Here is a 12,808-nt window from a genome sequence, read left to right on the forward strand (position 1 = left end):
CAAATAGAAATGGAGAAATAGTGATAGATGATGCTATCACTATTTTTCCTTTTCCAATGTGAAACTTTTACTTTAAACCTGTGAATTCACTTGCTTCGTAGTATCCAGAATCGATTAGCTCTAATTTCACGTTTTCTATATCCACAACGATGACATTCGTTTGTTTCGCTTTTACTTCAATAGAACCATTATCATAAGAACCTGTTGTTTCAGGTGTTTTGCCATCTAAGATGTCAACTGCCATACCCATCGCATCTTTTACTAAAGTACGAACGTCTTTAAAAACCGTCATCGATTGCTTACCGTCGATGATATATTGAACTGACGCTTTCTCTGCATCTTGCCCTGTTACAAAATAGTTTTTAATCGCACCGTCAGAGGCAAATACGTCCGCGATCGACCGAGCTGTTCCGTCATTAGGAGCTAAAATTGCAACATCACCTTTTAGGTCGTTGCCAGCTGCCGTTAAGTGAGTCTGCGCTTTGTTTTTTGCTTCGTTTGCATCCCAGTTAGTTGTAACCTGCCCAATAATTTTGCCTAATTGATCGCGTGAAAGATCTGCGGAACCTTTTAACTTCTCTGCTTCACTTGAGTTGGCAATTTTAAATGTACCATCTGCAATTTTCGGTTGAAGCACTTTCCATGCTCCTTCGAAGAATAGGAATGCGTTGTTATCTGAAGCCGCTCCAGCATACAAGTACAGCGGAACGCCAGAACCTTTTGCATTATCCACCAAATACTGTGCTTGCGCAGCACCTACTGCTAAACTATCGAATGTTACATAATAGTCCACTGCATCTGTATCTGTAATTAAACGGTCATATGCAATAACCGTTACACCCTCTTTTTTCGCTGCTTCTACTGCAGATGCAGCTGCTGCACCGTCATGAGGAGTGATGATCAATACCTTGATGCCTTTATTTAATAATGCTTCTACATTTTCTTTTTCTTTTGCTGAAGATCCTTGACTAAATAGAATTTCTGTTGAATACTTGGAGCTTTTTAATGCATCCTTGAAACGCTGCTCATCCTGGACCCACCTTGGTTCATCCTTTGTCGGCAACACGATTCCTACATCAACCTTACTTCCTCCACTATCGCTACATCCCACTGCCACTAGTGCGAACATCATCAACATTATTAAAAATGTTAAACCCTTAAATTTCTTAATCATTTTTTTACCCCACTCCCTTTGAATTAAAGTAATTACAACTTAATTATATATTCAGATTATTTATATGAAAGCGCTATCAATAGTATTCTATTATCATTTCCTATACTTTTTTAACTTTTTGGGAGAAAAAGAGACTTCATATGAAAAGTACGAGCACTAGAATATCCCTAATTAAATGGAACCTATTGAATGTCTATAAAACATTTCATAAGCGAAGTACTCATAGAATAGAATGAAAAGATTAAATAAATCATAAGGAGCGAATTGACGATTACTACTTTTGTAACGCAATCGTTAGAGGAAATACGTTTTTGGTCAAGGATTATGAAAGAGCACGCGTTTTTTTTAAGTTTAGGATTCACTGTAGATCAGACTCAACTCATTAAAGAAGCAAGGTACTTCATAGACGTATTTGAACGAATTGAAGAACAAATTAGCGAGTACAATGAAATGACAGATCCTGAAATAATTAGACAACTCAACATCCAAGTTTACCAAGCAGCGGCTTCCATTTGGGCATATAAACGAAAAGTTCTGGGATTAATATTAAGCTGTAAGATTGTATCGAATAATATCCCTTTACTTGTTGACCATACAAGCCGAGAAGCTGCTTATTTCTCTAAACGTTTAAGGGAATTAAATGAAGGAAAGCTGAAACCATTGCCGGAAGCCATTATTAAAGAAAATGTGTTTTTCTTAAAAATAATGGCGGACCATTCAAAGTTTATTGGTCATTTGTTAGATCCTTCCGAAAGAAAACTCGTAGACCAAGCAAGAGAATTCAGCAATGACTTTGACCAACTTCTCTTCCAAGCACAAGATTTGGATCATATGCGTCCTCAATCAGAAACAGTGCCATTATTAGACCAGTTTCTCGACCAAAATCGTGTATCTGTTGTATCGCTACGTGACTTCAAGAAAACGGCTAGAGATTTAATTGAAGCTTGTAAGATTAAAAGTAACATCCCTGCACTTCTTGCGGACCATGTATACCGAGAAGCAGATCATTTCCTTCATATTATTGATGCCTTCGATGAGCATCTTACTGCAATTAAGACTTAAAAAAGGCTGTCACAAAAATTACCAAGATAGACTTTATAACAGTCTCTTTTATTTTGCTTTTTCGTCATCTCAACCTCCACTCAATTATTTTCTTTATTTGAATGAGACATCGTAATGCCAAATTATAAGGACTCAGTTTCAGCTTTTGCATTCAAATTATCAATGTTGGATGACCTCGGATAAAACTTCAACTTTTATATAAGAATTTCGCAAGCCGTCCTTAAATTGCAACTTGTCTGTACTAAATATGGGTTTTTGTGGATTCCTCTCTTGGAATGTATACAAACTAGTTGTGTTAGGTTCGGTTAATGTAAGACTAAATTGCAAGTCTGTGCGTCTTGAAAATCCGACTTAAGAAAAAAAGCCTGGCAACTAGAAATACCATGAATACTTAAATTTGGAAGTAAAGTTTCATAACCATTTTATTGTTTAAAACTATATGGATAGACGTTAAATTACATCATGCCGCACGTAAGGTGAAAGTGTGTCATATATTTCACGATGTGTTCCAAAAGCGCACTATATCAACATTTGTAAAAATGTTCATTGTAACATTTTTAACGGAATTTTATCGCTTTTCATTTAGTTGCGGTAGCAAAATGTTAGCATCTATTCACACACTCCTCCTATGTTACTTGTAGGTCATAGAGGTATTAAATGATGTAGTCTTGCTAACCTAACTAAAACTACATCTTGAGTACTGCATTTACTTTTATAAAAAGCTCTAGAGTTCTTCCTCCTGAGTTAACCACTGAATTTCCCCAATTTATTACTCTAATTGCTAGTTCAGTAAACTCAATAACAAATGTATAAATTCTCTTGGATTTAACACGAGGGAAATTATTAAGCAATGAAAGGTTATCAGGAGATGGAAAGGGTTCCATTCTTCTGATAACCAGCTCATGGATAAAACTAAAATCTACTATGGCGATAATTTTTCGCAATAAATGATGTTCAGGTGATGAGTTATTTATTATCATAACGTACTAAGACGTAGTTCATAAAAATACTGCACAACTGGATGCTTTAACTTCATCTTCTCGGTCATGTTTAAAATTCGTTTTTTTCCAACCCGTCTGTCCACCAAAGCTAGAATATTCAATAGGATATCATTGCTCTCTATGCTTTCCTCTATAGGAGTGGATAAAAACTTATTAGCTACAACGATAAAATTTGATTTGCTTAATGATGACTGCGCTGACAAAAGCTCCTTTGCATATTCTGATAATTTTCTACCCCTTGCAATTACTTGTAGACGATCCTCCGGAACTATCCCCTTGGTTTCGTTTCTAACCGCTTCAATTTCCTCATTGTTGATAGGAATTTGGATATCTGAATCATTCTTAATTTCTAGATCCGTCTGATACCATCTGATTAAGGTAGTTATATCACTCATATTGAGTACATTCTTTTTATCTACCGCAATATAACAAATTCCTGCTTTATCAGGTAAATAACGATAGCTGCTTGCACGGTATTCAACTCTTCCATATAATGCAGGACAGAGAAAACTCTCCAAATTTTTCTTCAATTTACTCCAGGACATGTAATTCTCCTTAATTTTTATATTATAAATATTTATTGTGGCATTCGTTCTATTATCCATAATACAATAACCAACACATCGATCATACTAATTACAAGGTTTAAGTGTGACTTGAATTTCTGATATATCGATAACAGTGAGCGAATAAAATATCCAGACTGATGAAACAATAACTATAATCATGACTTCATCTTTGCTAAAACAGAGAGACATCCAGGATATCCCATCGTCATTAAAATGGTACAACTCAGGATGGCTAGACTTCTTGCAATAGCAAAATTAAACCCTGACTTAACACCTCACTCATTGAGACATACACACAGTTCACTTTTAGCAGAAGCTGGTGTTGCTCTCGAACAAATTATGGACAGACTTGGTCATTCAGATGATCAAATCATCAAGATTGTCTATCTTCATGTAACGAAAGAAATGAAAAAAGAAGCTTCCCAAAAGTTTGCACAACTCATGAGAAGCCTCGATTATAATCCACTATGTTAGCATTTCACTTTCGCCTTACATATAAACCCTTATATTTCAATGGTTTAAGCGTCTTTTTACATTATGCCTCCCATAGAGTCCGGGCTATTACAGTTATATATCTACTAGTACAAATCGCTCTACGTCAACATTCTGTAGTGTTTCATTCAAATTAATTATATCAACTTATACTGGTATTTATAAGTTTCGGCATCAAATATGACCCCTTGGCATCAGATACAGATCGCCGGAAATTTTTAGATTCCGCTGTCTGTTTTTTTGATTCCAAAAATTGTAAAAAACCATTTTTCCCAATTCCGTCTTCATTAATTCCGTTTGTAATTTACTATACTCCTACCGTTTTAACGTACCTCATTATAATATTTTTCCAAATATTCACCAAACTTTTTTTATGAAACAGCCACTTGCTTCCTAGGCGTATCTTCGAAAATTCTTCTTCATACAAGAGATGGTTTATGCGTAATAGTTTGAAGATATTGAAGTGTTTTTATGAGAATAAATATAATGAATAATGAAATCATTATTCAACAAACGGGTTATGTAGTTAGTCGAAGTAGATGCAGGATTTTTCATTTTCAGCAATATGGTGAGAATTCATTGAACTTACACAACAGGACGCCCATCCGGAATTAGATATGACTTACTTGAAATACAAAAAAACAGATAGATAATTAAAAAATTCACAGAAAACTCATACTGTCGTTATAGTAATGAAAAATGAGGGGTATCCTGTAAACAATAGGAAAAATTATTAACACTAACTTTTTTATAGTGGGGGTTTTGGCAACAAGTCTCGCATTACCAGTGCTAAATGCATTAGGTATTCGTTCGTTTAGTGTTATATTAACTGCTTTATTTGGAGAAGGTAGAGTTAGGTGTATGTTTTCTCTAGTTTTGATCCTTCCAATCATTTTTGTGGTAGGTGAGGCTATAAAGTTATGCCTAAGTTAAAAATTTTAATAAGACTTATTCAGCAACGGGCCGGGGTAACTGAATAAGTGCTTCGCTTCAATCGGGCTATTTAATAGAACAAGACACTGGAAGACGCGAGGAGGAGGAAATTAAGTTAAAGAACTTATCCTTAATAGGATTAATGATAATAGCTGGTAATAGTTCCTTAATACTAACTCAATTTACTAAAGGAGGACGAGAAAAGTGGTTAACAACGATAATAACAAATCAAATAATCCATCTGCAAACGATGAAAATAAAGTCCATGATCCCGGCAGACGTCGTTTTTTGAAGAATACGGGAATGATTGTTGGAGGACTTGCGGGGGGCTCGCTGATTGGGGGAGTGTTAACAAATCAGTTTCAATCAAAGCCATCAACTATCTTGAAAGATGAAACATCAAAAATGGCATTTACAGAAGCGAGGATGTTTTTTACAAGATTCACTGATTTTGTTGTACTGGAGCAAGCAACTGAACGAATTTTCCCCGAAGATAAAAATGGACCAGGCGCTATTAAATTAGGGGTCCCCTACTTTATTGATAAACAACTAGCTGGCCCTTGGGGGATGAATGCGAAAGACTACAGACATAGTCCATTCGATGGTTCAGATGCTGCAGCTGTAAATTCGAGATTGACTAGAGGAGATATTTTTCTAGATGGATTGCGTAAAATGAATGAATTAAGCCAAGATCGATTTAACACAACCTTTGATAAAATTGATGCTGACCAACAAATTGAAATTTTAGGGGAGTTTGAAAAGGGCAACGTGAAAATGAATGGAGTTAGTTCTGCAAGCTTTTTCGAATTATTGCGAATGTCCGTTCTAGAAGGGGCATATTCAGATCCGCTGTATGGTGGAAATCAAAACATGGCAGGATGGAAAATGAAAGAGTTTCCGGGACCAGTTGCTTCTTATGGAAATATCATTGAGAGTGATGAATTCGTTAAAATGGATCCCATTAGTTTAACAAATTATCAAAGAAAATCATAAAGTTAGGGGATGGAAAAATGGTGAAAAAACTTGATAAAGTGGATGTAGTTATTGTTGGTTCTGGCTGGTCTGGTGGTATTCCAGCTGCTGAGCTTGCTAAAAAAGGCTACAAAGTCGTTGCTTTGGAACGGGGAAAAGATAAAAACCGTGAAGATTTTATCGGATCAAAGGATGAACTACGTTACTCCAGACGGTTTGAATTAATGCAAGATTTAACAAAGGAAACCATGACGTCAAGAAATGAGTTAAATGAAATAGCTAAACCTATAAGGAACAATAGTGGCCTCGTGGTGGGAACCGATACAGGTGGCAGCTCAATCCATTGGAACGGTGTTACTTATCGTTGGTGGCCATATGATTTTGAAATTTACAGCAAAACGGTTGAAAAGTATGGAAAAGATAAAATTCCTAAGGAGATGACCTTGCAAGATTGGGGCATTACATATGATGAGCTGGAGCCCTATTACGATAAGTTTGAAAAAACGGCAGGCATATCAGGTGAAGATAATCCATTTGGTCCTAAACGATCGGATGATTATCCCACTCCACCGATGAAAAAAACCCACAGATTCGATTATTTCAAAAGGCGGCAGAAGAACTTGGTTATCATCCATTTATGTCCCCGGCAGGTACCCTTTCACAATCGTATACAAATCCAGACGGAGAAACGATAAACGGCTGTATGTATTGTTCATTTTGCGCACAATACGGTTGTGATTTTGGGGCAAAGTCTGACCCGATTGCGACTGTATTGGAAACCGCCAAAAAAACGGGGAATTTTGAGCTGAGAAATGAATCATATGTGACGCGCGTTATACATGATGGCAAAAAGGCTACAGGTCTACGATATATTGATATAAAAACTGGAGAAGAATGTGAACAGCCAGCCGATCTCGTCGTGTTAGCCGGTTTTGCATTTACAAACAATCGATTATTATTATTATCAAAAATTGGTGAACCATATAATCCCGAATCTGGAAAAGGTGTTATAGGTAAAAACATGACGGGACATGATAATAATATTGATATCATCGGAGTAACAGGCTTTTTTGAAGATAAAAAATTCAATAACTATGCGGGTGCAGGCTCACTACAAACATGTTATGCCGATTATTGTGCTGATAACTTCGATCATAAAGGCTTAGATTTTATACATGGTCTTGATATAGAGACAACATCTGCAGGTCAGAAACCAATATCAGTTAACACAGTTCCTAGTGGTACACCTACATGGGGGAAAGAATTTAAAGAAAAGTCTCTACATTATACAAACCGGCAAATAGTTATTCGTTTACAAAAGGCAGCGTTACCAAGTAATCATAATTATTATAGTTTAGATCCGAATTACAAGGATGCATTTGGTGACCCTTTGCTCCGCGTTACACGCAAATATACGGATCAGGATCGAAAGCTAGCTGAGTTTGGAATTGAAAAAGGCAAAGAACTTTTGGGGAAAATGGGCGCAGACATTATAGAGCCTGGTAAAATCCCAGATAATTTTCCCCATACTTATACATCAGGACATTATGGCGGTGGTGTCATAATGGGAAGTGATCCAAAGACATCAGCGGTGAATAATTACTTGCAAATGTGGGATATGGAAAATTTATTTGTTGTTGGTGGTTCATCTTTTCCGCATTTCTCTTGTTATAACCCTACCGGAACTATTGGAGCTGTCTGTTACCGGGCTGCTGAAGGAATGGATAAATATTTGAAAGGTAAAGGCGGTTTGCTTGTTGAAGCTAAAAAAGATAAGAAAACGGTATAAACGGATAATTAATAAAAAAGATCTTTTCTTCTTAGTCAAATAGCTAAACAGGCTGGAAAAAAATATTTAGAAAACAATTGCAGGTTACAGAAGAATTAAATGAAAAAAAGTAGTTTGAGTATATTCATATTCAAGCTGCTTTTTACTTCCTAAAAGTTAGTATATACCGATATCTACAAAAGATGCATAACTTTTAGATGGAGAGGAATTGAAATATGCTAATCGGTTACGACCGGATTTCCACAACCGTTTGTTGAATAAGAAATTAATATTAACCTCAGTGTACATAGTTATTGCATCAAAACCGATGAACGAGAAAGCAACCACCGTTGCCCCGGTTAAGACGGCTATTAACTTCACATTTGCATGGGATAGCGGATTAATAGTGAATAAAGTACCTGTTCCCATACCGTTATATAGCTGTATGGAAGCAAGAATAAGGAATATCCCTACTAAACAAATGGTGAAAATAACTTGTATCATGTTTAAGTTTGAGGTCGATTGCAGTAATTATAATGACATAAGTAATAACCCATATCCAAACAGGTATATCCGAAAAAATTGATTCCATGTAGATTCTAATAATTAAAACATTGACCATAGGTAGTAATAAATAATCCAATAACGAAGCCCATCCTACGAGGAATCCTAGGTGAGATCCCATTGTTTTCCGTTTGTATGTATATGCCAAACCAGCAGTTGGAATTCCCGTACCATCTTCCCATAACTAATAGCCGTAAGTACCATTACTAATAATGCGACAAGATACGCCAATAGTACAACACCATTCGTTAATCTGGATACAATCCCAAATGTATCAAAGACCACTGTAGGCGTCATGTATCCTACATCCTAGTGCAACAATGGCCCAAACACCTAATGATCTTTTGAGCGTAGTTTTCTTAGTCATATATTTATCCCTTTTCAAATCTATTTTTTCAATTCTCTCACTCCCTTATAAAATGAATCCATCAATTGTGAAAGTGCCTTCATTATTTTATTAGTAGTAAGAAATTAAATAATCCCATTAACCAATCATGGCACTAATAAAAAACATCTAGTTTTACGCCGCGCATCACACTAATTTCGGCGTGTAATCTGTATTTTTCCATTCCATAAGTGCTGCATATTCTAATGACTCCACATCATCAAGTAAATAATTCGCGAGTACTTTATTTAGCTCGAATCCATTTTTCATTTGAAACGTTAATACAGGATCGTATATTTTTCCTTTCATTACTTCTTGTGCGTATTCAAATGCACTCAGACGATTAGCATATTTATAGTAAAAAGGCATACGACCACCAACTAAGATACTTTCTAAGTTGAATTCTTTACAAATTTTTCTTCGACCGTCATAAAGATGACGCCCCAATTGCATCCCTCTAAAACTTTCGTCTACTCCGACTTCAATGCCATATAGGTTCCTACCCTCAGGATTATGATTACGAATAAAACCTGAGTCACAGATTTCAAGATAGTTGTGCTTATCTCCGTAGTCTTCAAAATTTACAATTAGGCTTAAAGCGGTCCCGACAATTTCACCGTTATATTCTATGCAAATTTGACCTTCTGGGAATAACTCTAACTGACTTTCAATATGCTCTCTTTCCAATGACATCTCAGGTCCAAAACACTTCATAGATAGTGCAGCAACATCATCAATATCTTTTTCCAAGATGTTTCGAACGACGATCTCTTGTTCACCATTTATAATATTTAGTTGTGGCAACACATATTCATCCTTTCCTCTCATAGGAATATACTAATTTCACTTTCGAGACTAAACTCCAGTAATTAATTGAGTAGACTTATAACACATCTTATAAAACCAATTTTATAAAGGAGACTTGGTTTACAATGCAGAAAGTCTACTGCAATCAATTTAGCAATTTCATTGAGTGAACATAAGTTTCTATTTACTTCATGTATATTGATACAAATTTCTTTTCCAAATACTCTTCAAGTCCGTATTTGCCGCCTTCTTGCCCCATTCCACTTTCTTTCACTTCGCCGAACGGAGCTGGAATGACAGCTGGAGCTGAGTCGTTAATTCCGACATTCCATAACTTCGCAGGCTCAAATATTGATGGTGTTGTCCGTGTAACAGACTATCTTTTAGACAGTGAGAAGTACATACACTACCGCCTTCATAGATAACTATATCTATAAGGCAACTTCGTTGAAGATAGGACTCAAAATTTCATTCAACTACTTATTGTTTTAAATCAGTCCAGACCCGGTCATAAATTACCGTTGCTTTACCAACGTCTACTGCGTGGATGCCTCTCTCTCTTTCTTTTTCTGGAATCATAATTTCCTTTTTAATATCTTCTGGCAATAATTTCACTGCTTCTACGTTTGGATTTGAGTATGGATATTCCAAAACAATTTCTTTACTTACTTCTGGTCGCAGGATGAAGTTTATAAATTTTAGTGCATTCTCTTTATTTTTGGCACCTTTTGGAATAACAAAGTTATCTTGCCACAAGCTGAAATATTCCTCAGGATAAACTATCTTAAGTGCTGGATTTTCTCGAATCGCTAAATTAGCTTCTGCACCGAAGACAATAGCGCCTTTTACTTCTCCACTTATTAAGTGTGACTTCGCATTATCACTTTCAAATATTCTAATATTTGGTTTCAACTTCTTTAGCCATTCCCCAGCCTCTACTATTTCGCTCTCTTCTCGACTATTTGACGAATACCCAAGAACCTCCAAACCTACTCCCAACATCGAACGACTATCATCAAGAACCAATAGACTATTTTCAAACTGTGGATCGAGTAGATCTTTAAATGAAGTAACATCCGTTTTCACAAGATCTGTATTGATCACAATCACTTCATCTCCCCATAAATAGGGTACAGAATATTCATCATTAGGATCTGCGTCACTTCCTAGAAATTCTTCTCCTATATTCTTAATATTAGGAACACTTTCTTTATCAATTTCTTCGAGTAAACCCTCTTTTATTAATATTTCAATGTAATATAATGAAGCTACCGCAAGATCATATTGATTTTTACCAGTAGTTAACTTTGCATACATTTCCTCATTGGATGAGTACGTACCATAGTTCACTTTAATTCCCGTTTCTTCTTCAAAATCCTCAATGATTTTTGTAGGTAAATATTCGGCCCAGTTGAATACATTTAGTACTTCTTTACCGCCCACCCCTCTTGCCTTACCACTTCCACAACCAGCAAGAATTAAAGCAGATATCAATAAGATAATTCCTAATCTCATTCTCATAAGTAATTCCTCCTTTAAATTTTCTTCTACTAAATTAGTTATAAGTGAATATTATTCTTATATATATTGAACTTTTGTTTTACATCCTAACACATAAAACGATTGACGATGGATTGAGGTTTTTTATTGATAAGATCTATAAATTCGTTTACGTGTTTTTGAATCAGTTTGGGATCCAGGAAAAAGACATTGTTTATGACAAACTCTTCGAGCCACTTCCATAGCCCTTCTATCAAATGTAACTGAGAACTATATGGTGGAAAGTAACAAGATCTAGCCTTTCCCTGTTGTTCTTAAGAAAAGGCTAGATTAGCTTGGCATGATGGATTCTTGCATTATTCAAAACCATGACTATTTTACCTGATGGATACGTTTCCAGTGCTTTTATCAGAAAATCAAGAAAAACAGCAGCATCATAGGTTTCTTCTTCTATACAAAATACTTCTCCGGTTTCATAGTCGAGTGTACCAAGAAGTTTTACACGCTTATGCCGACCATAAGTAGGTATAATTCGCTGTTTTCCTTTCAAAAACCAAGCGCTACCAATGGATTGATAATCACGGATCATGGATTCATCTTCAAAGAAAATCCGGTCGATTTCTTCGTTGTCGTGTGTGGCTGAATCCGAGTTTATGAAGTAAGCCTGATACGCCGCGGATTGTATACGTTTTGTCCCATTCTATCTGAATATATTCGGCAATTAATGCACGTGTCCAATTATAACGTGCTGGAAAGCCGAAATCTGCCGGAACATGATACGCAACACTATCAACCAACTTTTTTTGTTGTTTTCTTCAATTGTATTCTTTGGGCAAAAATGACTAATGCTAGTGTAATAACAAGCATTATTGTTGATAAAGCATTTATTTCGGGTGTTACACCTTGACGAACCATAGAGAAAATTTGTAATGGTAATGTTGTACTTGCAGGGCCTGCAACAAAGAAGCTCACAATCACATCATCAATCGAAACTGTAAACGCCAACATCGCACTAGCAGCAATCGCCGGACCGAGGATTGGTAATGTGACTAGACGAAATGTATGCCATTCATTTGCACCAAGATCCATTGCAGCTTCTTCAACAGATCGATCGAACCCATCCAACCTTGCATTTACTACAACGACAACAAATGGAATACAAAACGTTATGTGAGCAATAATAATCGTTCCCATTCCTAAAGGGAATTCAATCATTGAGAAGAGAACTAAAAGACCAATGCCCATAACGATTTCTGACATGACGAGTGGAACATAAAGCATTGCATCTAATATCCCTTTTCCCCTAAATCGGTATCTGTACATTCCTACCGCAACAAATGTCCCGAGCATCGTTGCGACAATTGTTGACACAATTCCGACCGTTACACTAACCTTTGCTGCATCGAGAATATTTGTATTACTCCATAACTTTATATACCAATCAAATGTAAATCCTTTCCATACCGCATTTAGTTTTGAATCATTAAATGAATAAAATATTAAGGTGAAAATCGGAATATAAAGAAAGGAATATATAAGTACGCCATACACAATTGAGGACCAACGTGAAAATTTACGCAT

General features: G+C 36.0%; 14 protein-coding genes and 2 pseudogenes. 4 read left to right on the top strand and 12 right to left on the bottom strand.

Annotated features, from left to right (window positions below):
- Positions 1–67: 67 nt before the first annotated feature.
- Positions 68–1,174 (bottom strand): sugar ABC transporter substrate-binding protein, encoded by a 1,107-nt coding sequence (locus ACEPXD_RS16495; RefSeq protein ID WP_391117692.1) that lies wholly within the window; start codon positions 1,172–1,174, stop codon positions 68–70.
- Between the two features lie 264 nt (positions 1,175–1,438).
- On the opposite strand from ACEPXD_RS16495, the gene ACEPXD_RS16500 reads away from it, so the two are divergent.
- Positions 1,439–2,236 carry a DUF2935 domain-containing protein gene (locus ACEPXD_RS16500; protein WP_391117693.1) on the top strand — a complete coding sequence of 266 codons (798 nt, stop codon included), beginning with the start codon at positions 1,439–1,441 and terminating at the stop codon, positions 2,234–2,236.
- Between the two features lie 686 nt (positions 2,237–2,922).
- Here ACEPXD_RS16500 and ACEPXD_RS16505 read toward each other — a convergent pair.
- Positions 2,923–3,216, bottom strand: coding sequence for a hypothetical protein (locus ACEPXD_RS16505; protein WP_391117695.1), 294 nt, complete (start codon positions 3,214–3,216; stop codon positions 2,923–2,925).
- Entirely contained in the window at positions 3,213–3,782 is a 570-nt protein-coding gene (locus ACEPXD_RS16510; RefSeq protein WP_391117697.1) for a hypothetical protein, read from the bottom strand. Before ACEPXD_RS16510 ends, ACEPXD_RS16505 begins: the two co-directional genes overlap by 4 nt.
- Positions 3,783–3,965: 183 nt before the next feature.
- On the opposite strand from ACEPXD_RS16510, the pseudogene ACEPXD_RS16515 reads away from it, so the two are divergent.
- From ACEPXD_RS16515 to ACEPXD_RS16525, 3 genes and pseudogenes are all read left to right on the top strand, one after another.
- Positions 3,966–4,280: pseudogene (locus ACEPXD_RS16515) on the top strand (tyrosine-type recombinase/integrase); the annotation flags it as partial.
- Between the two features lie 1,155 nt (positions 4,281–5,435).
- A complete protein-coding gene (locus tag ACEPXD_RS16520; protein ID WP_391117699.1) occupies positions 5,436–6,224 on the top strand; it encodes a gluconate 2-dehydrogenase subunit 3 family protein in 789 nt (262 codons plus the stop codon).
- Between the two features lie 17 nt (positions 6,225–6,241).
- Positions 6,242–7,992, top strand: a pseudogene (locus ACEPXD_RS16525) (GMC family oxidoreductase).
- A gap of 156 nt (positions 7,993–8,148) precedes the next feature.
- Here the strand turns inward: ACEPXD_RS16525 and ACEPXD_RS16530 are convergent.
- From ACEPXD_RS16530 to ACEPXD_RS16570, 9 genes are all read right to left on the bottom strand, one after another.
- The gene (locus ACEPXD_RS16530) at positions 8,149–8,475 is read right to left on the bottom strand and encodes a hypothetical protein (RefSeq protein ID WP_391117701.1); all 327 of its coding nucleotides are present in this window, start codon (positions 8,473–8,475) and stop codon (positions 8,149–8,151) included.
- On the bottom strand, positions 8,405–8,656 hold the full coding sequence (locus ACEPXD_RS16535; protein ID WP_391117703.1) for a hypothetical protein: 252 nt from the start codon (positions 8,654–8,656) through the stop codon (positions 8,405–8,407). The genes ACEPXD_RS16530 and ACEPXD_RS16535 overlap by 71 nt, the downstream gene beginning before the upstream one ends.
- Positions 8,641–8,832, bottom strand: a complete 192-nt coding sequence (locus ACEPXD_RS16540; protein ID WP_391117705.1) for a hypothetical protein — start codon at positions 8,830–8,832, stop codon at positions 8,641–8,643. The genes ACEPXD_RS16535 and ACEPXD_RS16540 overlap by 16 nt, the downstream gene beginning before the upstream one ends.
- A gap of 235 nt (positions 8,833–9,067) precedes the next feature.
- Positions 9,068–9,724, bottom strand: a complete 657-nt coding sequence (locus ACEPXD_RS16545; RefSeq protein ID WP_391117707.1) for a GNAT family N-acetyltransferase — start codon at positions 9,722–9,724, stop codon at positions 9,068–9,070.
- Between the two features lie 187 nt (positions 9,725–9,911).
- Positions 9,912–10,079: an aldehyde dehydrogenase family protein gene (locus tag ACEPXD_RS16550; protein ID WP_391123315.1), complete on the bottom strand. Its 168-nt coding sequence runs from the start codon at positions 10,077–10,079 to the stop codon at positions 9,912–9,914.
- 128 nt (positions 10,080–10,207) lie between these two features.
- Complete coding sequence (locus tag ACEPXD_RS16555; protein WP_391117709.1) at positions 10,208–11,248, bottom strand: spermidine/putrescine ABC transporter substrate-binding protein; 1,041 nt, start codon at positions 11,246–11,248, stop codon at positions 10,208–10,210.
- 304 nt (positions 11,249–11,552) lie between these two features.
- Positions 11,553–11,816, bottom strand: a complete 264-nt coding sequence (locus ACEPXD_RS16560; RefSeq protein WP_391117711.1) for a transposase — start codon at positions 11,814–11,816, stop codon at positions 11,553–11,555.
- Positions 11,817–11,826: 10 nt separating this feature from the next.
- Positions 11,827–12,024: a helix-turn-helix domain-containing protein gene (locus ACEPXD_RS16565; protein ID WP_391117713.1), complete on the bottom strand. Its 198-nt coding sequence runs from the start codon at positions 12,022–12,024 to the stop codon at positions 11,827–11,829.
- A complete protein-coding gene (locus tag ACEPXD_RS16570; protein WP_391117715.1) occupies positions 12,017–12,808 on the bottom strand; it encodes an ABC transporter permease in 792 nt (263 codons plus the stop codon). Before ACEPXD_RS16570 ends, ACEPXD_RS16565 begins: the two co-directional genes overlap by 8 nt.

It is taken from the genome of Psychrobacillus sp. L3, from assembly GCF_042945595.1.
Classification (GTDB): domain Bacteria; phylum Bacillota; class Bacilli; order Bacillales_A; family Planococcaceae; genus Psychrobacillus.